Here is a 22026-nt window from a genome sequence, read left to right as displayed (position 1 = left end):
CCCCGGCACCGGGCGTGCGGTCGCCGTTCACCCATTGGTAAGCAGCACAAAAGGTTGCACGTTCAACCCCGGTGGTGCTACCTGTCGGATTCGACAGTTTGTCACGCTCGACACGACCACAGCGGGGCAATGTAGATGACACGTCAGAGTTTGGAGGCTGTCGTGACCGATCCGCAGTGGCTCGACGATGTGGAAATGCGAGCCTGGCTGGGATTCGTGCGCACGCGCGACCTCATCGCGGCCGCCGTGGGGCGCGACTCCTCCCGGGAGTCGAACCTCACCTACGTCGAGTACTCGGTGCTGGCCAATCTCGCGGGCTCCGACGACCACCGGCTCACCTTCGCCGATCTGGCCGAGGCGCTGGAGTGGTCGCAGAGCAGGCTCTCCCACCAGATCACCCGGATGGAGAAGCGCGGACTGGTGGTGCGCGAGCCGATTCCCGACGACGCCCGCCGCACGGCCGCGCGACTCACCCCGCGCGGCGCCGACGTGCTCGGCACCGCCGCGCCCGCGCACGTGCGCAGCGTGCGCAAACACATGATCAACGCGCTGGACCGCGAGCAACTCAGCGCGCTGGCCGACATCTACGACACGCTGCTCGCGCACCACCGGCGGCAACCGCCGAGCTGAGCGGCCTCAGGCCGAGGCGGGCACCACCTTCGCCGTCGAACGCGCCGGGACACCGAGCGCCCGTTCGAAACCGTTGGGCACCACCAGGTCGTCACGGTCCAGGTCGGTGACCGCCGTCTTGCGCAGGCCGAGCAGCGCCGAGTCGATGCCGCCGCGCAGGATGTCGAGCACGTTCTCCACGCCCGCCTGCCCGTTGGCGGCGAGGCCCCACAGGTAGGCGCGGCCGATCATCACCGCGCGTGCGCCCAGCGCCACCGCCTTGACCACGTCGCTGCCGCGGCGGATGCCGCCGTCGAGCACGACTTCGATCTGGCCGCCGACGGCGTCCGCGATGACCGGCAGCGCGCGGATGGCGGCCGGGGTGCCGTCGAGGTTGTTGCCGCCGTGGTTCGAGACGGAGATGGCGGTGACACCCGCGTCGACCGCGCGCTGCGCGTCGTCGACCCGCATCACGCCCTTGAGCATCACCGGACCGTCCCACTGCTCGACGATCCAGCGCACGTCGTCCCAATCCGGCGCGGGCGTGCCCATCCACTCGCCGTAGGCGCCGAAGAAGCCGGGGGCCGGGCCGTCGCCCACCGCCATGTTGGGCGCGGTCAGATCGGGGATGTGCCCGGAACGGACGTAGGTCGCCAGCCAGCGCGGCCGGGCCAGGGTCTGCGGCGCGAACTTCAGCATGGTGCGCAGATCCAGCTTCTCCGGGATCACCGGGCTACCCCAGTCTCGGCCGTGCGAGAACGACCAGTCCAGCGTCAGGATGAGCCCGACCGCGCCCGCCGCCTTCGCCCTCGCCATGCGCTGCAGGATCTCGTCCTTGCCGCCGCACCAGTAGAGCTGGAAGAAGGTGGCCGGATTCGCCGCGATCACTTCCTCGATCGGCTTGCTGGCGAAGGAGCTGAGCCCCATGGCGATACCGCGTGCGGCGGCGGCCCGCGCCACCGCCACCTCACCGTCGGGGTGCACGGCCTGCACGCCGGTCGGCGAGATCAGCACCGGCATCGACAGCTGCTGGCCGAGCACCGAGGTCGACTGGTCGCGTTCGCCGATCGGACCGGCGCAGTGCGGCGCGAAACCGAGTTCGGTGAAGGCCTGCTGGTTCTCGTCGATGGTCTGACCGCGCTCCGAACCGGCGATCAGCGCGCCGTACACCGATTTCGGCAGCCGCTTCTTCGCGCGACGCTGCGCCTCGGCCACAGTCTCGAACCAGGGATTCATGAGCAAAGTCCTTTCGGGGCGGCCACCGGCCACCAGTGCCGGGTTCTCTCGATCAGGTCGTCGGTCAGCTGGGCGAGCAGTGCGCGTCCCTCCTCGGCGTGCGCGCCCGCGGGATCGCCGAGCACGCCGTTCGGGCTCACCGCGCGCACTCCCCCGGCGCGCAGCAGCGGCAGCAGTTCGGCGAGCGAGCGGGTATCGCCCTTCGCCGCGCGGTCCGCGCGCACCAGGTCGGGACGCAGCGCCAGCTGCAGCGCGGTCTCGGCGCGGCCCGCGTGCAGACCGCCCGGATAGCTGGGCAGATGGACCCGGACGTCGCGCGATTCGCGGCGCAGCAGCTCCTCGGCGCGGCGCAGCGGTTCCAGGTTGCCGCCGTGCCCGCTCACCACGAGGACGCGGTCGAAGGTGTCGGTAGCCGAGCGGCACAGCTCCACGATCAGCAGCTCCAGTGCGGCCTGCCCGATGGACAGGGTGCCCGCGAAGCCGGCGTGCTCGCCGCTGGATCCGTACGGAATCGCGGGCGCGACAAGCACATCCGCGCGGACGGCGGCCAACCGCGCGCAGAGCGCGGCGGCGATGTCGGTGTCGGTGGACAGCGGCAGGTGCGGCCCGTGCTGCTCGGTCGCGCCGACGGGCACGGCGAGGATCGCACCGGCGGCGGCGCGTTCGCCCGCCTCCGGCCATGTGAGATCCGCCATGGTGCCCATGTCGGCGAGATTAACGTCACACGATGACAAAATCAATACTTTCAGTGACTGACAAAATTCGGCCCCGCGGCGGACATAATGACTGCGTGACGACGCGGACCACCCGGGGCCGACCCCGCGGCACCACCAAGCGCGAGCTCGAGGTCATCGCCATGCGCCTGTTCACCGAGCAGGGCTTCGACGACACCACCGTCGACCAGATCGCCGCCGCCGCGGGCATCAGCGGGCGCACCTTCTTCCGCTACTTCCCCACCAAGGCCGAGGTGCTCTGGCACCAGTTCGACGACGAGGTCGCCGCGCTGCGCGCCGACTTCGCGACGGTGCCCGACGACGTGCCGATGATGACCGCGGTGCGCCGAGTCGTGGTGAACGCCAACCGATATCGCGCCGAAGACGTGCCCGAGTTGCGCAATCGCATGCACCTGGTGGCCACCGTGCCCGCGCTGGCCGCCACGGCGGGCGCGCACTACGACGCCTGGGAGCGCGCGGTGAGCGCCTTCGCCGGGCGACGACTCGGCGAACCCGAGGACGCGCTGATCCCGATGGCCGTCGGCCGCGCCACCCTCGCGGCGGCGCGCGCGGCGTTCGACGCCTGGTTGCGCCGGGCGGACGCCGATCTCACCGTGTACCTGGACGAAGCCCTGCTCGCGCTGGAACGCGGATTCGTGACGCGCACGTGAATTGCGCACGAGCAACCCGTAGGTTTCGGCGGCGATCGGGATGGGGTATGACTAGGCTCGGACTCGGCCACGGCCGAGCGCACGACGATTACCGACCTACCCGTCGAAAGGGGCTGGAATTTCCATGTCCGAGGTGTCCATGAGCCTTTCGGCGGATTCGCTGGCCGCGGGACCGGTCGACAACCTGCTTCCGCAGCTGGTCGAGCACCTGCGCCAGAACCGCACCGCGCTGCGCGAGGAGTGGGCGCGCCGCATCACCGACGCCCAGCTGCTCACCGCGATGACCCCGGAGGAGATCTTCTCCGAGGCCACCTCCATCTACGACAACTACGTCGAGGTGCTCGAGACCGGTAGCGTCGAAGCGCTGCAGGCCTACGCGCGCGATCTGTCCGAGCGCATCATCCCGAGAGGAGTCGAGACCGACGAGGTCCTCGGCATCGTGCTCTTGCTGCGAGATGTGCTGGCCCGCTCGCTGTTCGAGAAGTACCAGTCCAACTTCGAGCTGCTCAACCACGCGCTCGACGCCTACGAACCGGCCGCCAACCGCATCGCGAGCACCGTGGCCATCTCGTTCGTGCAGGAGCGCGAGCGCGTCATCCGCCAGCAGCAGGAAGCCATCCGCGAGCTGTCCACCCCGGTGCTCCAGGTGCGCGAGCAACTGCTGATCCTGCCGATCATCGGCGTGCTGGACAGCCAGCGCGCCCGCCAGCTCACCGAACAGCTGCTACGCGCGATCCGGCACAACCGCGCCAAGGTCGTCGTCATCGACATCACCGGTGTGCCGACGATCGACTCCACCGTCGCCAACCACCTGGTGCAGACCGTCGACGCCTCCGGCCTGATGGGCGCCAGCGTGATCATCACCGGCCTGTCCTCGGAGATCGCGCTCACCCTGGTCACCATCGGCCTGGACCTGTCGAAGATGAACGCGGTCGGCGACCTCCAGGGCGGTATCGAGGAGGCCGAACGCCTGCTCGGCTACGAGGTGACCCGGGTGACCGACCGGGTTTCCGAACGCGACGGACGCTGATCGAGCGGTCCGATGCCGGTACCGATTCTCAAGCAGGGCACCTATCTCATCGCGTCGGTTCAGTCCGCACTTACCGACGCCGATACCGAGCGCCTGCAGGACGACCTGATGAAACAGGTGAGCAGATACCGCGCGCACGGCATCATCGTCGACGTGACGGCGATCGACGTGATGGACTCCTTCGCCGCGAGATCGCTGCGCACCATCGCGCACATGACCCAGTTGCGCGGGGCGGAGACCGTCATCGTCGGACTGCAACCCGAGGTCGCGTTCGCCATGGTGCAGCTCGGACTCACCTTCGAGGACATGCACACCGCCCTCGACCTCGAAGAAGGGCTGGCATGGCTGGACCGAAAGTCTTCCGTACGCCGCCAGCGAGACGGTCGTGACAGTGGCCGCTGAGAACGTGGTGATCGCGGTCAAGCTGTCCAGCGACATCGTGACAGCACGACAAGCAGGACGGGAATTGGCAGCGAAGCTCGGCTTCTCCCTGACCGACTGCACCATGATCTCTACGGCCATCTCCGAAATCGCCCGCAACATCACCAGTTACGCGGGTACCGGCGAAATCCGCCTGTCCGTCGACGATCGCGAGGGCCGCCAGGCTCTCGTGGTCCAAGCGCGGGACCAAGGGCCCGGCATCCGCGACATTCCCCGCGCGCTGGAGGACGGCTATTCGACCGGCCGCGGCCTCGGCCTCGGATTACCCGGCGCGCGACGGCTGATGGATCGGCTCACGATCGACTCCGCACCCGGTCGCGGCACGTTGGTGGAAATGTGGAAGTGGGTACCCAACGGTGCATGAAGACGGGTTCATCGGCCGAATCGAGTGGGCGGTGGCCGGTCGCGCCTTACCGGGCCAGCACATCTCCGGTGATCGCTGTGTCGTCCTGGACGCGGGCGGCGGCACGGTGCTGTTCGCGGTGCTCGACGGGCTCGGCCACGGCGCCGCCGCCGCGGACGCGGCCGACCGCGCCGCGCAGGTGCTCGCCGAGAATCGTTCCGAGCCGTTGGACGTGCTGATGGTGCTGTGTCATCGGGCCATGGCCGACACCCGCGGCGCGGCGGTGTCGCTGGCGCTGTTCGACGACACCGACATCATCCGCTGGCTCGGCGTGGGCAATGTCGATTGCCGGGTGCTCTCCGCGAGCCCGGCCGGGCTGACCGTGCGCGCTGCGGTCCTGCTGACGGGAGGGATCGTGGGCTATCGGTTACCGCAGAACCTGCAACCGCAGACAGTGCAGGTGCGCGCGGGCGACCTGCTGTTGATGACTACCGACGGCATCGTCACCGAATCCGCCGAGGGCATCGACCTTTCCAGGTCCACGGCGGAGATCACCTCCGAGATACTGTCCCGGCACGCCAAGGACACCGACGACGCCCTGGTGCTGGCCGCCCGGCACCGCGGCGGAACGACGAACGGGGCGTCATGACCGATGCAGCGGGGTGCAGGCGAGGCGGGGTCGTGATCGGCGGTCGCCGATGAGCACCGTGCTCGCCGAATTCCTGGACGCCTACGCGGACGCCCTACGCCGCCACCTGGCCGCCCCGAGCCAGGACAGCCTTTCCGAGGGCTACGACCTCGGCAGGCGCGCGCTGGTCGAGTCCATCAGCCTGCTCGATCTCACCGAGAACCACTTCCGGCTGGCCACCGAGGCCGAACAAGCCCAGCCGCGAATCGACCCCGCGCCGCAGCCGCGAATCGCCGAGACCGCACTCGAATTCCTCCTCCAGACCCTCGCCGCGCTGGACATCGCCACCCGCGGCTACCTCGACGGCACGCGCCGCTACGAGCAACAGCGTTCGCGCGCGGACGATCTCGCGGGCCGCGACGCCTTCCGCACCGCGCTGGTCGAATCGCTGCAGGACGGATTCTTCGTCGCCGACGCGCGCGGCACCATCGTCGAGGTCAACTCCGCTTTCGGCGCGCTCACCGGCTACGGCCCCGCCGACGTGCCGTACCCGGTGCCGCATCCGTGGTCGCTACCCGCCGGGCCGCGCTATCCCGATCTGGGCACCGAGGCGCTGCGTTTCGTGCTGCCGATCCGGCACCGCGACGGGCGGCAACTGTGGTTGGCGGTGAGCACCAGCGCGCTGGTCAAGCCGGAGAACAACGAGCTGATCTACGTCGGCACCATCCGCGACGTCACCGCCGAGCACGACGCGCAGGCGCGCGACCAGGCCGCCTCCCGGCTGGCCACCGCGGTGGGCGCGGCGACCAGCGTGGTCGAGGTGCTCGCGGTCGGCCTCGACGAACTGCGGCGCACGGTCGGCGCCGAGTCGGCGGTGGTCACCGTGTGGCCGAGCCGCAATGCCGATCCCGAGGTCTATGTCTCGGGGTCGGTCGAGCAGCCGAGCGGTACGGGTGTCGAGACCGACCCCGCCGCGCTGGACCACTCCGCGCGCGCCCTGCTAGAACGCGCCCGGCGCAGGCCGCCGCGCAGCCTGTTCGCGATTCCGGAGGGTGCGGAGAGCTCCGAGGGAATCGTCGCCCCGCTCGGCGAAACCGGCGACGCCGCACTGTGGTTGCGCTTCGCCGCGCCGCGCGCGATCAGCGCCGCGGACTGGACGCTGTTCTCGCTGCTGATCGGGCACCTGAGCCTGGCGGTGCAGCGGGCGCGCAACTTCGATCAGGCCCGCGCCACCTCGCTCACCTTGCAGCGCGCCATGCTCGGTCCCATCGAACTGCCGCCCCGGTTCTCGGTGCACTACGAACCGGCGCTGCCGCCGCTGGAGATCGGCGGCGACTGGTACGACGTGGTGCCGCTGCGCGACGGCACCATCGGCGTCGTGGTCGGCGACTGCGTCGGCCGCGGGCTGTCGGCGGCCGTGGTGATGGGCCAATTGCGCTCGGCGGGAAGGGCTTTGCTGCTGCGCGGCGCCGGTCCCGCGCAGCTGCTAGCCGAACTCGACACCGTGGCGGGCCGCATTCCCGGCGCGATGTGCACCACGGTGTGCGCGGCCGTGCTCGATCCGGTGCGCGGAGTGGTCCGCTACAGCAGCGCGGGCCACATGCCGCCCATCCTCGCCGACGTCGACAAGCCGGGCAGGCTGCTGGAGGGCGGCCGCTCGGTGCCGCTGGCCACCTTCGACATGCCGCGCCGCCCGGAGGCCACGACCGCGCTGACGCCGGGCTCGACCCTGGTGCTGTTCACCGACGGGCTGGTCGAGCAGCGCGGCGTCGACATCGACGACAGCTTCGCCAAGATCGCGGCCGTGCTCGCCGACACCGCGGGCAAGCTGCCGCGCGAGGTGGCCGACGCGGTGCTGTCCCGGTTGCGTCCGGCCGCGGGCTACGACGACGACGTCGCGATGGTGGTGTACCGGCAGCCGCCCGCGCCGCTGCGCTTGGACGTGCCCGCCGACGCCGACGAACTCTCCGGCATGCGCCGCAAGCTCAAGGCCTGGTTCGCCGCCGCGGCGGTGCCGCACGATCTGGCCTCCGACCTGGTCGCCGCGGCGAACGAGGCGTGCAGCAACAGCATCGAGCACGCCTACCGCAACGGCGCGGCCGCGACCGAACGGGTCCTGTTGAGCGCGGAATGCGACACCGAGCGGGTGGTCATCGAGGTCACCGACACCGGCACGTGGAAGCCGCGCTCGGCCGATCCCGGTAACCGCGGCCGCGGCATCGACATGATGCGCGCGCTCACCGAGGAATTGGAGATCGACCACAACGGACCGGGCACCCGAGTCCGCATGTCCATCACTCTGCCCGCGATCAAGTCGCCCGTGGCGAACCCGCTGCGCGGCACCAACCGACGCGTCGCGGGGTAACGCGAACGCCGCGCCCAGCATTGCGGCGCGCGTGGATCATCGCGGCGTGCCCGAGTGGCCGGAAGCCGGTGCGGCGAGACCGAACTGCGCGCACACCATGAGCGCGATCTCGACGTCGAGCCGGTTGGTGCCGAGCGGATGACCCAGCAGCTCTTCGGCTTTACGGATCCGGTAGTGCACGGTGTTCTTGTGGACGTGCATGCGGGCGGCCGCGTCGGTGAGACTTCCGCGCGCGTCCAGGTAGACCTGGGCGGTCTCGCGTAGCCGGGCCGTCGATTCGTCGTCGCGCATCAGGTCGCCGAGCACCCGCCGCGCCCACACCCGCACGTCCGGGAGGCTGTCCTTCAGCAGACCGGCGACGGCGACCCGCGGATAGAGGGTGAGCTGCCGCATCGTGGCTGCGGCGACCGCCACGGCCCGCGCGCATTGCGCGTCGTGGAACGTCTGCCGGAATCCGGCGAGCCCGGCCCCCCGATCCCCGACCGCCATCCGCAGCGACGGTTGCTTGCGCAGCTCGGCTTCGAGCACGGCCGCGTCGAGCGACGGCCTGCCCGCGGACGAGATCCAAGCCCAGCAATTGTGTTCGTCGACGAGGATGGTCAGCGGCTGCTTGCCGGTCGCGGAGGCGAGCATGCCCACGCCGGTGCGCAGCACGTCGTAGGAGGCCGCGGAGCCCGGCGGTGTCCAGATGACCGCCGCAAGATGCCAGCCGCGCAGCGATGTCCCCAGCATCTGCTCCGCCGAGGCCAGATCCAGCTCCTCCCCCTCGAGGACCGCTTTGACCTGCGCGGCGCGCGTCGCGTCCGTGCGGGCGTCCCAGCGCCGCCGTTCGTTCTCGTAGATGTCGATGACGCCTTCGATGACCCGGTCGATGTAGCGGTTGATCTGCGCCGCGATCCGGCTGGTGGTCGACAGGGCCAGATCGGCCGAGGGGTCGAGCGTCCGCAGCACGGTCATCGCCGTCTGGGCGAACATGTGCTCGCCGAGCCGGTACGCGCGCAGCAGAGCCTCCAACGACATCCCGTGCTGGGCGAACCGGCGGGCGTACTCGGCGGCGGCGGGCGGCACCGTGAGGTCGTCGAAGGAGATGCCCAGCGTCAGTACGTCGAGGATCGCGGCGAGGTTCGCGGCCGTGCTGGCTTCCATCAGCCGCCGCACCTCGTCGTCGTGCCGGAACTCCTCGATCATGTCGGCGAACATCGCGGTCATCTCCGCCAGCAGCCGCGGCAGGTCGGCTTTGATGCGTTCGGCCACCTCGCGGACGACCGACTCGACGTCGTCGTTCCTGCCCGCGTTCGCGTCGCCATTCGGTGCGGCGTGCGGCTCGGCCCCGCCGGTCGTTCGGTCATCGGGTTCGCTCATTTGTTCCGGACGATACGCCAGGTCAGCGGCCTCGGCGGGCGCTTACGGCAACCTTTTGTGCCACCGGCACAACCCGCGTCGGAAACTCTGGGACGCGGGCCCGTAGCTCCGCCGAGGCCGCGTACCTACCTTGGAAATGTAATCCCCGTCACGTACGCATTCATGGTGAGGAAATAGTGCACAACATAGCCGAAATACCGCACGTGCGGGCCCTCTGGAATCCGACCGGACCGTGCCTCGCGGACGATCGAGAAGAACTCGACAACGAGAATTTCGCGCGCCGCGTCCGCGCCGCCGCGACCATTCTGTACGCGCACGGAGTCCGGCGCGGCGACGTGGTCGCGGTGATGCTGCCGAACCGCCTGGAATTGGTGATCATCCTTTTCGCGGCCTGGCATCTCGGCGCCGCCGTCACGCCGATCAAGCCGGATTCGACATTCGACGAAGCGCACTATCAGATTTCCGACTGCGCCGCGAAAGTCGTGATCACCGAAGGCGGACGCGGCCTCGACGCGCTGGACGTGGCCGACGTGGCGGGACCCGCCGTCGCGATCGGCGCGCCCGTGCCCGCGGTGGCGATCGAGGACGACGCGACCGCACTGATCATCTACACCAGCGGCACCACGGGACAGCCGAAGGGCGTCGTGCTCGATCACGCCAACATCGCCGCGATGTGCGCCATGCTCATCGAGACGCTCGGCCTGGACGGGAGCGATCACAGCCTGCTGATCCTGCCGCTGTTCCACGTCAACGGGATCGTGGTCAGCGTGCTGTCGCCGCTGCTGGCGGGCGGCCGGGCCACCATCGCCGGACGCTTCTCCGCGTCCACTTTCTTCGACGTGGTCGAACGCGTGCGGCCGACCTACTTCTCCGCGGTGCCCGCCATCTACGCCATGCTGGTGGCCCAGGCCGCGGAGCGGACACCGGACACCTCGTCGTTGCGGCTGGTGGTCTGCGGCGCCGCACCGATGCCCGCCGAACTCATCGCGCGCTTCGAAACCCGTTTCCGTGTACCGATAGTCGAGGGTTACGGCCTGTCCGAGGGCACCTGCGCGTCGACGGTGAACCCGCCGGGCGGACCGCGCAAGCCGGGCACGGTCGGGGTGCCGCTGCCCGGTCAGACGGTGGCGGTCATGGATCCGGACGGCGACCTGCTCGGCGCGGGCGAGCGCGGCGAAGTGGTGATCAAGGGCGCGAACGTGATGCGCGGCTACCTCGGCAGGCCCGAAGCGACCGCGCGGACCATCGTCGACGGCTGGCTGCACACCGGCGACGTCGGCTACTTCGATCAGGACGGCTACCTGGTGCTGGTCGATCGCATCAAGGACATGATCATCCGCGGCGGCGAGAACATCTACCCCAAGGAGATCGAGAACGTCCTGCACGCGCACCCGTCCGTGCTGGAGGCCGCCGTGGTCGGCGCGCCGCACGACGTGCTCGGCGAGGTGCCGGTCGCGCACGTGGTCGCCATGCCGGGAGCCGAGCTCATCCCGGCGACGCTGCTCGAGCACTGCGGCGTCTCGCTGGCTCGAGTAAAACTGCCGGTCGCCATTCACCTCACCGAATCGCTGCCGCGCAATCCGGTGGGCAAGATCGACAAAAGGAAACTGCGCGCCATGGCGGCGCCCGCCTGAGCCGCGGAGTAATTCGGCTCCCGAAAAACTGAACCGGCTACCGTCCGACGCCGTCGATGAGCGAACGGATGTCGGTGCCGCGCACCCGAAAACGATCGCAAGAAAGGCTCGAACAATGGGATTCAAAACGGGAGATTTCCCACCCGTCGACGTGGACACATTTCTCGACGAACCGTTACGCGAGCGCGTCCGAGCCCTGGCGCTGCACTGGGTGAATTACGGCTTCGGCAGTCCGCGCATGATTCACACCATCTATATCGCCAAACTGCTCGTCCTCTACATCGTCGGCGGCGCCGCGCTGGCGACCTGGACCTCCGGCGTGGGGCCGTTCTGGGCGATCGGCGAGTGGTGGAACGAACCGATCGTCTACCAGAAGCTGGTGCTCTGGACCGTCTTGCTCGAAGCCATCGGCCTGGCCGGATCCTGGGGTCCGCTCGCGGGCAAGTTCAAGCCCATGACCGGCGGCATCCTGTTCTGGGCTCGGCCCGGCACGATTCGCCTGCGGCCGTGGCGGCACGTGCCGTTCACGAACGGCGACACCCGCACGATCGTCGACGTCGGTCTGTACCTGGCCTTTCTCGGCACACTGCTGTTCGCGATCGTCCGCCCCGGCATCCCGAGCGCGTCGCTGAGCGCCGCGCTGCCGGACAACACCTCCGGGTTGGTGAATCCGGCGCTGCTGATCGCGCCGATCGTGCTGTATGTGCTGTGCGGTCTGCGGGACAAGACGATCTTCCTCGCGGCGCGCGGTGAGCAGTACCTGCCCGCCCTGATCTTCTTCGCGGCGCTGCCGTTCGTCGACATGATCATCGCGGCGAAGCTGCTGATCTGCGCCGTCTGGATCGGTGCGGGCGTGTCCAAGTTCGGCGACCACTTCTCGAACGTGGTTCCGCCGATGATGTCCAACAGCCCCGCCGTGCCGTTCCGGTGGCTCAAGCGCCTGCACTACCGGGACTTCCCGCGCGATCTGCGCCCGTCCAAGGTCGCCTCGTTCATGGCGCACGTCGGCGGGACCACGGTCGAGATCGTCACGCCGCTGGTGCTGCTGTTCTCGACCAACCACTGGCTGACCCTGGCCGGCGTGGTGATGATGGTGGTGTTCCACTTCTTCATCACCTCCACCTTCCCGCTGGCGGTGCCGCTGGAGTGGAACATCCTGTTCGCCTACCTGACGGTGTTCCTGTTCCTCGGCTACCCCGCGGCCGACGGCTACGCCGTGACCGACATGTCCTCGCCGTGGCTGACCCTCGGCATCGTCGCCGCGCTGGTGTTCTTCCCGGTCGTCGGCAACCTGCGCCCGGATCTGGTGTCGTTCCTGCCGTCGATGCGGCAGTACGCGGGCAACTGGGCCTCGGCGCTGTGGGCCTTCGCGCCCGGCGCGGAGGAGAAACTGAACACCATGCCGCACCGGCCCGCCAAGAACCAGATCGACCAGTTGCAGGCCATGGGCTACCCGAAGGCGATCGCCGAGATCACCATGCAGCAGACCATCGCGTGGCGGTCCATGCACAGCCAGGGCCGCGGTCTGTTCTCGCTGCTGTACAAGCACATTCCGGATCTCGACCGGTGGACGGTGCGCGAGGCCGAGTTCGGCTGCAACTCGCTGATCGGCTTCAACTTCGGCGACGGGCACCTGCACAACATCGATCTGATCGACGCGGTGCAGTCGCGCGTCCGGTTCGCGCCCGGCGAGTGGATCATCGTGTGGGTGGAGTCCCAGCCGATCCACCGCGGCGTCCAGCGGTACCAGGTCATCGACGCGGCGCTCGGGGTCGTGGAGCGCGGAGAATGGCGGGTGCGCGACGCGGTGCAAACGCAGCCGTGGCTGCCCGACGGCCCGATCCCGCACGAAGTGACCTGGCGGCGCGAGGGGTACGAGGTGGCGACGCTGCCCGTCGCGCCGGTCCGCGAACCCGAGCCGTCGCGCGTCGGCTGACCCCGTGACCACCGGAACGGAGAGCGATATGAGCACAGCGGTCGTGGTCGGCAGCGGCCCCAACGGTCTCGCGGCGGCGATCGTGCTCGCCGAGGCGGGCCTTCAGGTCACCGTGCTGGAGGCCGCCGACGAGATCGGTGGCGGCGCGCGGACCAGGGAAGCGATCGTGCCCGGTCTGCTGCACGACCAGTGCTCGGCCATCCACCCGATGGCCGTCGGCTCTCCGTTCCTGCGGTCGCTCGACCTGGCCCGCTACGGGCTGACCTGGGCGTGGCCGGAGATCGACTGCGTCCATCCGCTCGACGACGGCAGCGCCGGTGTGCTGCACCGCTCGGTCGCCGACACGGCCGCCGGTCTCGGCGCCGACGGTCGTGCGTGGCGGCTGCTGTTCGAACGCCCCGTCCGGCGCTACGACCGGATGAGCACCGACATCATGCGGCCGCTGCTGCGCGTGCCACGCCATCCATTGAGCGTGGCGCGCTTCGGCATTCCCGCGCTGGCCTCGGCCGACCTGCTCGCGTCGGTCTTCCGCGATCCGCGGGCGCGCGGCCTGTTCGGCGGCGTCGCCGCGCACGCCTTCCACCCGCTGAACCGGCCGCTCAGCGCGAGCATCGGCCTCGGCATCCTCACCGCGGGCCACGCCTACGGCTGGGCCGTCGCGGCGAGCGGTTCGCAGCGCATCACCGATGCGATGGCGGCGCGGCTCGGCGATCTCGGCGGCAAGATCGAGACCGGGACTTCGGTCAGGACCGTCGGCGATCTGCCCGCGGCGGACATCGTGATGTGGGACCTGGCGCCCACCGCCGTCGCCGACATCCTCGGTGACCGGCTCCCGGCGCGAATCGGCAAGGCGTTCCGCCGTTTCCGCTACGGACCCGGCGCCTTCAAGGTCGACTTCGCCGTCCAGGGCGGCATTCCGTGGACGGCGGCGGCCGCCCGGCGAGCGGGAACCGTGCACCTCGGCGGAACCTACGCGGAGGTCGCCGCGACCGAGCGCGACATCCACGCCGGACGCATGCCCGAGCGGCCGTTCGTGCTCGTCGGTCAGCAGTACCTGGCCGACCCGGGGCGCTCGGTCGGCGACATCCACCCGATCTGGGCGTACGCGCACGTCCCGCACGGCTATTCCGGTGACGCCACCGCAGCGATAATCGCCCAGATCGAACGCTTCGCACCCGGTTTCCGCGACCGCGTCCTCGGCGTCGACGTCCGCACCACCGCCGAGTTCGCCGACTACAACCCGAACTACGTCGGCGGCAACATCATGACCGGCGCCAAGGACATCCCGCAGCTCGTCTTCGGCCCGCGAAAGACCTTGCAGCCCTACGACCTCGGCCTCCCCGGCCACTACCTCTGCTCCGCCGCCACCCCGCCCGGCCCCGGCGCGCACGGCATGTGCGGCGCCAACGCCGCCGACCGCGCCCTGCGCCGCCTCCGTTGATGGGCGACGTCATGCGACGATCTCGGCAGCATTCACATCGGTCGTGTCGAATCACTTTCCGTGGACTCGCGGATCCGGTCCGACGGACGTTTGTGGGCGGCGGGCGCGGGTATCTGACCGACGTCGAATTCGGTTGGGAGCGAGGTATTCCATGAGCAACTCGGCATCGGAGAGCAGGTCGGGCGCCAAGAAGTCCGTCGACAGCTACGACGACATCGAACCCTGGTTCGAGAAGCTGGCCGCGCTCGACGCCGACGACCCGCAGCGCCGCGCGCTGCGGGAGGAGATCGTGCACCGGTGTCTGCCGCTGGCGGGCAACATCGCCCGCCGCTTCGCCAACCGCGGCCAGGATCTCGACGACCTACAGCAGATCGCGCTGCTCGGCTTGGTTCAAGCGGTGGACCGCTTCGACGTCTCCCACGGCAAGCCGTTCCTCGCCTTCGCCGTGCCGACGATCATGGGCGAGGTGCGCCGTCACTTCCGGGATCACACGTGGGCCGTCCGGGTGCCGCGCGGCATCAAGGAACTGCACCAGCGCCTCGGACCCGCCACCGACGCGCTGACCCACCGGCTCGGGCGCATGCCCACCGCGCGCGAACTGGCCGCCGAACTCGGCGTCGAACTGACCGAGGTCACGCAGGCGCTCGTCGCCCGCAACGCCTACACCGCCGACTCGCTGGACACCCCCGAACGCGGCGAGGAGGAAGGCGGGACGCCGTCCATCCGGGAAACCCTCGGCGCCGTCGAACCGTGCTATCGCCTGCTCGAGGACGCCATGGCGGTGCGGCCGCTCATCGCGGCGCTGCCCGAGCGCGAACGCCGAGTGCTGATCATGCGGTTCTACGAGAACCGGACCCAGGCCGAGATCGGACGCCTGATCGGGTGCTCGCAGATGCAGGTCTCCAGGATCCTCACCAACACGCTCGACAGTCTGCGCGAACAGGCACTCGCGGAACCGCCCGCCCGCGCGACCACCGCGGCCTGAGTCCCAATGGCTTCGGCCCTCGGCGCTCATCCGGTCAGTGGCAGCTCGAAGACCGCCCGTGCCTTGCCGGGGCCCTTGAAGTCGGAGACGACCGAGACGCCGTCGACGGTCCGGTCGCCGGGCACGTTCCGGAAACCGAGCGCTTCCCAGGTGCGGTGGGCCGCGTGATTGCCCGGCATCGAGGTCAGGTAGATCCGGCGGCAGCCCATCGTCTCCGCGGTCGCGCGCAGGTGCTCCATCAGGGCGCGGGTGACGCCGCGGCGGCGGAAGTCGGGATGGACCATCAGGTCCTGGGCGTACACGTCGGCCGGTTCGTCCTGGCTGCGAAAGGCGACGAGTGCGCCCGCGATCCGGCCGTCGACGGTCGCCACCGGGCAGGTCGAGGAGAACAGGTTCGCGTAGAGCCAGTAGTCGGAGTAGGTGCGCGCGGTGATGTAGGGCATTCCCAGCTCCATCAGCGCGATCACCTCGGGAATCGCGCGCTGGCGCAACGGCTCGATGATCATCCGACCAGTTTGCCCCGCCCGGGGTGGCCGAAGCCCCGAACGGCTCGGCGGTGGGCGCGCGGTCGGGTCCGCGCCCACGGATTTCCGGCCGTCTAGCTGCGGCAGCGGCGCGGCGAGCAACAGCCGGTGGTCTGGGTTTCGATGGGGTGGGTAGTCCCTCATTCCCAGGATCAGTGAGAGGAGGGCCATGAAGATCATCGTCTTGTTGCTGCTGGCTCCGTTCCTGTGGCCTTTCTACCTCGTCGTCTGGTGCTTCCAGAACCCGGACAAGACCAAGCAAGCTTTCGGTAGCGTGCGGGAGTCGATGCGCCGGCACCCCGGCGCGTGGACGTGGGCGGTCGCGGCACTCGGCCTGCTCATCGGTATCGGCAATCTCTTCGACGCCGAGCTCGGTGGCGCCGCCGCTGGCTTCGCGCTCGTCGCGGGCTGCATGGGCGTGCTCCTCAAATTGCGCCGTAGCGCCGCCGCCGACGTGGCCGCCGCCGTCCGCGCCCGCGCCGACGCCCAGCACCTCGCGTATCTGCGCGGCGACGAATGGGGCATCTACGGAACCAGAAACCGACCGGCCCTCTGACGGAACCACCGGCGCCGCGATCCCGTGCGTGTCGAACCGCGCGGTCGCAGTCGCGACGCGGCCCCGCACGGGTCGAACCGGACCGTCGCCGGGGAGGTGCGCGGGCGTTGGTTCGTTAGCGTGGCGGAGTGGAACTGCGACAGTTGCGGTATTTCCTCGCGGTCGCCGAGGAGCGGAACCTGACCCGCGCCGCGGATGCGGTCGGGATCAGACCGACATCGTTGAGCCAGCAGATCATTGCGCTCGAACGTGACCTCGGTACGGCGTTGTTCGTGCGGGGTTCCGCCGGCATGACGCCGACTCGGGCGGGCGCGCGGCTCGCCGAACATGCTCGTGCCGTGTTGGATTCGGCACGTCGAGCACGAGAGTCCGTGCGGGAACAGCGGACTCCGCGCGTCGCCGTGACACCCGGTGCGCCGCCGTGGTCGGCCTCGGCGCTGTGGCGCGGGATCGCCGAGCCGACCCTGGAGTTCCTCGACATGCAGACCGCCGAGCAGCTGCCCGCCCTGCGCGAAGGTTCGCTCGACATGGGCATTCTGCTCTTGCCCACGGATCTGTCCGGACTGGATCATGTCGTGATCGCCGAGGCGGAGCTCGGCGTGCTCGTCGCCGCCGGTCATCGGCTGGCCGAGCGAAACGCGGTGCGGTGGGCCGATCTGGACGGTAGCGCGCTGTTGTGGTTCGCACGTTCCGCGGCGCCTGGCTATCACGACGCGATCCGCGAGTCATGGACCCGAGCGGGCTGGCAGCCCGCGGCGATCCGAGCGAGCGCGCCCCGACGAGCGCTGTTCGTGGCCGAGCTCGCGCACGGCGGGGATGTCGTCGCGCTGCGACCGGCGTGGGACGTTCGGCCTGGCGACGGGTTGGTCTGGCTGCCGTTCGTCGAAGACTCGCCGTCCATCCGCTACGCACTGGCATGGAATCCGGCCGATCCGGCGGCCGCGCGCCGGCTACGGATGGTCGCCGACCTGGTGCGTGCGGAAAGGCCGCACGCCTCTGCGGTTCTACCTCGTGGACAGCGCCACCCGGCATCGGCTTCGCTGGGCTCCGATCGGGTCGCGCCTCGATAGGTCTGCGGCCGAAGCTCTAGGAGAGGCACGCGCATGGCGCTGACCGCATGGGGATTCATCTACACCGCGACAGGAAGCGATCCCCGAAACGAAACCGTCGTCGAAACGGCCGCTTGCCGGTCGGTGTTCGTCGGCGTCGATCACCCGGAGCAGGCCGTCGAGGTGGCTCGCCGTTTGGTCGACGGAGGCGCCCAGCTGATCGAACTGTGCGGCGGGTTCGGCCCGGTATGGACGGCCCGGGTGATCGAGGCGGTGCACGGTGCGGTTCCGGTGGGCGCGGTGGCCTACGGCGCCGAGGCCGTCGACCAGGTGCACGCGATCTTCTCGTGACGGGTGTCGATGCCGCGGATGCCCGATCGAACCGCTGGTCGGCCGCTCGCAGTGGGGATTCGGCGGCTTCGGCTCGAAGTGCCTCCCGCGGGTGGTAGACCGGACACCGTGCGGTTGCTGATCATTTCCGACACCCACATCCCGAAACGCGCGCGCGACCTGCCGGAAGCCGTCTGGCGGGCGGTGGACGCCGCCGATGTCGTCGTGCACGCGGGCGACTGGGTGGAGGTGGCGCTGCTGGATCGGCTCGAAGCGCGCAGCAAGCGACTCGTCGCCGTCTACGGCAACAACGACGGGCCCGAGTTGCGCGCCCGCCTGCCCGAGATCGCCCGCGCCGACCTCGACGGCCTGCGGCTGGCGGTCGTGCACGAGACCGGCCCGGCCACCGGTCGAGACGCACGCTGCGCCCGCGACTTCGCCGATACCGACGTCCTGGTGTTCGGCCACAGCCACATCCCGTGGGACACCGTCGCCCCCACCGGCCTGCGCCTGCTCAACCCCGGCTCCCCCACCGACAAACGCCGCCAACCCCACCACACTTTCCTGACGGCCACCGTCACCTCGGGTGAGCTCACCGAAGTCGAGTTGCACACGATCCCACCCGCCAGCCGCGTTTAACCCTGCCCAGGACGGTTTCACCGAGTCCTGCGCGCATCGGTTTCGACTACGAGCACGTGTCCGAGGGCCTCCATCCGACCCTGGGCCGATACTGGTCGCATGACCTCCACGCTCGTGGATCCGGAATCGCTGCCGGTCGAGGTGCGGCCCTACCTGGAAGAGCTCGTGCGGCGCACCCGCGCCGTGTGCGAACCGCATCTCGTCAGCGTGTTCGCGGTGGGGTCCATCGCGCTCGCGGACTATCGGCACGGGCGCAGCGACGTCGACGTCACGGTGGTGGTCGGCCCGGCTCTTCCCGGACGGGCGGTGCGCGAGATGGCGAAAGTGCTCGCTCACCCCACGTTGCCCTGCCCCGCCGCGGGGCTGGAGTTGGTGATCTACGACTCCGAGTTCGCGAAGCGACCGTCCGTAGCGGCGGGGTATTCGCTGAACCTCAACACCGGTCCCCTGCTGCCGAGCCGCGCCGACTTCGACCCGACGCGGTCCCCGGCGTTCTGGTACGTCATCGATCGATCCATCGCCCACCAGTCTGGGCGGCTGCTCTACGGGAGTCCGGTACGCCAGGTCGTCGCGGCGCCGCACGACCGCGACCTCTACGCCGCGATCCTGGCCTCGGTCCGCGAACACGCGGACGGGGTAGGTCACCTGAGCGACAACCAGGTCCTCAACGGCTGCCGTTCGGTCGCGTTCTGCCGCACCGGCCGCTGGCAGGCGAAACGGACGGCGGCGCGGCTGATAGCGCAGACCGAGGAAGCGTTCCGCCCGCTCATCGAAGCCGCGCTGCACAGCTTCCAGCGCCCCCGCTCGGCGGCGGTCCCGCTACCCGCCGCCGACGTGCACGCCTTCCTGTCCTGGGTCGCCGACCGCATCGAAGACGAGGCGATAGCCCGCTGAGACAGCCTGGCGCGCAAGGCGATCAACCGGTGCGCGCTGTCTCGTCGCGCGCCCATTCGTCGGTCTGGGTGAGCCAGAACAGGTAACCCAGCGCGGGCAGCACGGTGACCGCGGCGACCGCGACGACCACCAGCAACGCGATGAGAGTCGACCGCGCCCCCGCCGCGTCGGCTATGAGCATCTCGTCGACCAGAATCCACGGCGTCTGCGCCACCGCCCACCCGATGACGATCGCCGCGACCGCCACCAGCGCCGAGACCCGCGCCCACCCGAACCGGCGGCGGTACACCAGAACCAGCGTGATCACCCCGGCGGCGGCCGACACCACGATCAACGGCAACGCCCGTCCGAGCAGGCCGTCACCGAGGGTGGGCGCGTCACGGCGGATCGGTGCGATCGCCGCGATGGCGAGCGCACCGGTGACCACGCCGACGGCGAGAGTTCGGGGCCGCAGGTATTCCGCGAGCGCGGGATCGCCGGAACGCGCGGCGTCGGCGGTGAGGAAGACCCCGGCCAGGAAGGAGCACGTGCCCACGGCGAGGATGCCGCCGATGAACGAGGTGGGGTTCACCCACGACTCCACCAGATCGCCGTATCCGGCGGCGGGCACCCGTCCCGAGGCGATCGCACCGACGACCGTGCCGAAGAAGAACGGCGTGATCAGCGACGCCCCCGCGAACAGCGCACCGAACAGCCGGGCTTGGGCGATCGTCGCCGAGTACTTGCGGAACGCGAAGTCCGCTCCCCGCAACACGATTCCAAGCAGGGCCAGACTCATCGGTATGAACAGGGTGGTCATGATGGCGGCGAACGCCGAGGGGTAGGCGGTCCACAGGAACACCAGGATGTAGATCAGCCACACATGGTTGGCTTCCCACACCGGCCCGATGCTGTGATCGATCAGTACGCGCAAGCGGCCGCCGCGCCGCGCTCCGCCCGCGGTGAGATCCCAGAATCCGGATCCGAAGTCCGCGCCGCCGAACAGTCCGTACAGCACCACGCCGGTGAACATCGCCGTGGCGACCACGTCCGACAGGTCCATCGGTCACCCCCTTTCGCCGACGGCGCGCTGCGCCTCGTCGACGGGACCGGCGCCGGGCCCGTACGGGCTGGCGATGGACTTCGCCCCCGCGCGCCAGCGGCGGGTCATCGAGCGCAGGACGACGATCGCGCCCACGGTCATCCCGAGGTAGACCAGCAGCACCCCGGTGTAGCTCCACCACAGGCCGGTGCTCGTGCTCGCCGCGTCGGCGGTGCGCAGCACCCGCCACACTGTCCACGGCTGGCGGCCGACCTCGGTGGCGATCCAGCCGCATTCCAGCGCGAGCACCGCCAAGGGCCCGGCGACGACGGCCACACGCAGGAACCAGCGATTGGCCAGCGGATCATGGCGCAGCCACCGCGCCAACCAGAACACGACCACCAGCAGCGCGAGCAGGGTGCCGATGCCGACCATGGTCTGGAAGGCGAGGTGGGTGATGTTGACCGGCGGCCGGTCCGCCGGTGGGACGGTGTCGAGTCCGGGAATGGGCGCGGTCAGCGAGTTGCGGGCGATGATCGAGCCGAGCCGCGGGATCTCCAGCGCTCCCACGACCTCGCCGTCGACGAGCAGCCCGCCCATGCGCAGCGGCGCGGGACCTTCGGTGTGGGTCGCCAATTCGAACGCCGCCAGTTTCGACGGTTGCGTGTCGTGTACCCGCATGCCGAGCACGTGCCCGATGAGCGGTTGCGCGATCGCGGCGACGGTGGCGAAGACGAACGGCACGGTGAAACCCAGCCGGTGGTGCTCGTCGCGGCGACCGCGCAACAGTCCGGCGGCGTAGACACCCGACACCACGAAGCCGACGACCATGAACGCGCCGACCCACATGTGCGCGAACTGCAAGAAGGCGCCGTCGTTGAACATCGCCCGCCACGGGTCGACATCGGTGACCTCGCCGTCGACCAGCCGGAATCCGGTCGGATTGTTCATCCACGCGTTGACGCTCACCACGCAGAACGTGCCGACCACACCGGCCACCGCCATCGGGACGAGCATCGCGAGATGGCGCCGCGGCGGCATCCGGCCCCACCCGTAGAGGTAGATGCCGAGGAAAATGGCTTCGATGAAGAACGAAAGCCCTTCGAAGGCGAACGGCAAGCCGAGCACGTCGCCGTAGCGTCCCATCAGACCCGGCCACAGCAGCCCCATCTCTAAACTGAGCACCGTTCCGGAGACCGCGCCGATGGCGAACAGGATCGCCGACACCGTCGCCCACCGCTTGGCCAGGCCGAGAGCGACCGGATCGTCGCGGACGATGCCGCGGCGGTGCACGACATAGATCATCGCGGGAAACGCGACGCCGAAGCAGGCCAGCACGATATGCCAACCGAGGGAGAACGCCATCTGCTGGCGCGCGGGCAGCAGACCGGGCGGACCCTCGCCCGACGCCAGGTAGAGCTCGGCGAACGCGCTGAACACCATCACAGCCCCTTCCGACGTGCATGGTCAGTCGTCAGCCGGTCCGATCAGCCCAAGGGCGCGTCGACTCAGTCATCGAAGGCGGACTTTCGTGCGCGCGAAGACGAAGCACGAGTCGAACTCGGCCAAATCTACCGGTCATCGGCCGGCGAGCGGGCATAGACTGCCACTGTCGGCAA

The 22026-nt window shown here is 69.7% G+C and carries 22 protein-coding genes; 16 read left to right on the top strand and 6 right to left on the bottom strand.

Going from position 1 to position 22026, the window contains the following annotated elements; all coding sequences use genetic code 11:
- Positions 1-162 precede the first annotated feature (162 nt).
- The gene (locus FB390_RS19165) at positions 163-630 is read left to right on the top strand and encodes a MarR family winged helix-turn-helix transcriptional regulator (protein ID WP_141810169.1); all 468 of its coding nucleotides are present in this window, start codon (positions 163-165) and stop codon (positions 628-630) included.
- A 6-nt stretch (positions 631-636) separates the two neighbouring features.
- Here FB390_RS19165 and mftD read toward each other — a convergent pair whose 3' ends face one another.
- On the bottom strand, positions 637-1845 hold the full coding sequence (mftD, locus tag FB390_RS19160; protein ID WP_141810168.1) for a pre-mycofactocin synthase MftD: 1209 nt from the start codon (positions 1843-1845) through the stop codon (positions 637-639).
- Entirely contained in the window at positions 1842-2549 is a 708-nt protein-coding gene (gene mftE / locus FB390_RS19155; protein WP_141810167.1) for a mycofactocin biosynthesis peptidyl-dipeptidase MftE, read from the bottom strand. The genes mftD and mftE overlap by 4 nt, the downstream gene beginning before the upstream one ends.
- 86 nt (positions 2550-2635) lie before the next feature.
- Here mftE and mftR point away from each other — a divergent pair, with 86 nt between their 5' ends.
- From mftR to FB390_RS19125, 6 genes are all read left to right on the top strand, one after another.
- Positions 2636-3229 (top strand): mycofactocin system transcriptional regulator, encoded by a 594-nt coding sequence (gene mftR, locus FB390_RS19150; RefSeq protein ID WP_246124104.1) that lies wholly within the window; start codon positions 2636-2638, stop codon positions 3227-3229.
- Between the two features lie 124 nt (positions 3230-3353).
- A complete protein-coding gene (locus FB390_RS19145) occupies positions 3354-4259 on the top strand; it encodes an STAS domain-containing protein (RefSeq protein ID WP_141810165.1) in 906 nt (301 codons plus the stop codon).
- Positions 4260-4271: 12 nt separating this feature from the next.
- Complete coding sequence (locus FB390_RS19140) at positions 4272-4661, top strand: STAS domain-containing protein (RefSeq protein ID WP_067781095.1); 390 nt, start codon at positions 4272-4274, stop codon at positions 4659-4661.
- Entirely contained in the window at positions 4651-5064 is a 414-nt protein-coding gene (locus FB390_RS19135; protein WP_141811885.1) for an anti-sigma regulatory factor, read from the top strand. Before FB390_RS19140 ends, FB390_RS19135 begins: the two co-directional genes overlap by 11 nt.
- A complete protein-coding gene (locus tag FB390_RS19130; RefSeq protein WP_141810164.1) occupies positions 5057-5692 on the top strand; it encodes a SpoIIE family protein phosphatase in 636 nt (211 codons plus the stop codon). The genes FB390_RS19135 and FB390_RS19130 overlap by 8 nt, the downstream gene beginning before the upstream one ends.
- A gap of 49 nt (positions 5693-5741) precedes the next feature.
- Entirely contained in the window at positions 5742-8036 is a 2295-nt protein-coding gene (locus FB390_RS19125; protein WP_141810163.1) for a SpoIIE family protein phosphatase, read from the top strand.
- Between the two features lie 36 nt (positions 8037-8072).
- Here FB390_RS19125 and FB390_RS19120 read toward each other — a convergent pair whose 3' ends face one another.
- Complete coding sequence (locus FB390_RS19120) at positions 8073-9398, bottom strand: PucR family transcriptional regulator (protein WP_141810162.1); 1326 nt, start codon at positions 9396-9398, stop codon at positions 8073-8075.
- A gap of 176 nt (positions 9399-9574) precedes the next feature.
- Here FB390_RS19120 and FB390_RS19115 point away from each other — a divergent pair, with 176 nt between their 5' ends.
- The 4 genes from FB390_RS19115 to FB390_RS19100 all read left to right on the top strand — a co-directional run bounded on the left by FB390_RS19115 (position 9575) and on the right by FB390_RS19100 (position 15394).
- A complete protein-coding gene (locus tag FB390_RS19115; protein WP_141810161.1) occupies positions 9575-11032 on the top strand; it encodes a class I adenylate-forming enzyme family protein in 1458 nt (485 codons plus the stop codon).
- 115 nt (positions 11033-11147) lie between these two features.
- A complete protein-coding gene (locus tag FB390_RS19110) occupies positions 11148-12968 on the top strand; it encodes a DUF3556 domain-containing protein (RefSeq protein ID WP_141810160.1) in 1821 nt (606 codons plus the stop codon).
- Positions 12969-12996: 28 nt separating this feature from the next.
- Positions 12997-14409: a phytoene desaturase family protein gene (locus FB390_RS19105; protein WP_141810159.1), complete on the top strand. Its 1413-nt coding sequence runs from the start codon at positions 12997-12999 to the stop codon at positions 14407-14409.
- Between the two features lie 151 nt (positions 14410-14560).
- The gene (locus FB390_RS19100) at positions 14561-15394 is read left to right on the top strand and encodes an RNA polymerase sigma factor SigF (protein ID WP_141810158.1); all 834 of its coding nucleotides are present in this window, start codon (positions 14561-14563) and stop codon (positions 15392-15394) included.
- Positions 15395-15420: 26 nt separating this feature from the next.
- On the opposite strand, the gene FB390_RS19095 is transcribed toward FB390_RS19100, so the two are convergent.
- On the bottom strand, positions 15421-15900 hold the full coding sequence (locus FB390_RS19095) for a GNAT family N-acetyltransferase (RefSeq protein ID WP_141810157.1): 480 nt from the start codon (positions 15898-15900) through the stop codon (positions 15421-15423).
- A gap of 187 nt (positions 15901-16087) precedes the next feature.
- On the opposite strand from FB390_RS19095, the gene FB390_RS19090 reads away from it, so the two are divergent.
- From FB390_RS19090 to FB390_RS19070, 5 genes are all read left to right on the top strand, one after another.
- Positions 16088-16474 (top strand): hypothetical protein, encoded by a 387-nt coding sequence (locus tag FB390_RS19090; RefSeq protein ID WP_141810156.1) that lies wholly within the window; start codon positions 16088-16090, stop codon positions 16472-16474.
- A 128-nt stretch (positions 16475-16602) separates the two neighbouring features.
- Complete coding sequence (locus FB390_RS19085; RefSeq protein WP_221639300.1) at positions 16603-17544, top strand: LysR family transcriptional regulator; 942 nt, start codon at positions 16603-16605, stop codon at positions 17542-17544.
- 33 nt (positions 17545-17577) lie between these two features.
- A complete protein-coding gene (locus FB390_RS19080; protein ID WP_141810155.1) occupies positions 17578-17874 on the top strand; it encodes a DUF6506 family protein in 297 nt (98 codons plus the stop codon).
- A gap of 108 nt (positions 17875-17982) precedes the next feature.
- Entirely contained in the window at positions 17983-18492 is a 510-nt protein-coding gene (locus FB390_RS19075; RefSeq protein WP_141810154.1) for a metallophosphoesterase family protein, read from the top strand.
- 99 nt (positions 18493-18591) lie between these two features.
- Complete coding sequence (locus tag FB390_RS19070) at positions 18592-19386, top strand: aminoglycoside adenylyltransferase domain-containing protein (RefSeq protein ID WP_141810153.1); 795 nt, start codon at positions 18592-18594, stop codon at positions 19384-19386.
- 22 nt (positions 19387-19408) lie between these two features.
- Here the strand turns inward: FB390_RS19070 and FB390_RS19065 are convergent, their stop codons facing one another.
- Positions 19409-20428, bottom strand: a complete 1020-nt coding sequence (locus FB390_RS19065) for a cytochrome d ubiquinol oxidase subunit II (protein ID WP_141810152.1) — start codon at positions 20426-20428, stop codon at positions 19409-19411.
- Between the two features lie 3 nt (positions 20429-20431).
- Positions 20432-21850 (bottom strand): cytochrome ubiquinol oxidase subunit I, encoded by a 1419-nt coding sequence (locus FB390_RS19060; protein ID WP_141810151.1) that lies wholly within the window; start codon positions 21848-21850, stop codon positions 20432-20434.
- Positions 21851-22026: the final 176 nt, after the last annotated feature.

The organism is Nocardia bhagyanarayanae, from assembly GCF_006716565.1.
Lineage (GTDB): Bacteria > Actinomycetota > Actinomycetes > Mycobacteriales > Mycobacteriaceae > Nocardia > Nocardia bhagyanarayanae.
This window is presented reverse-complemented; position numbering and strand designations above follow the sequence as displayed.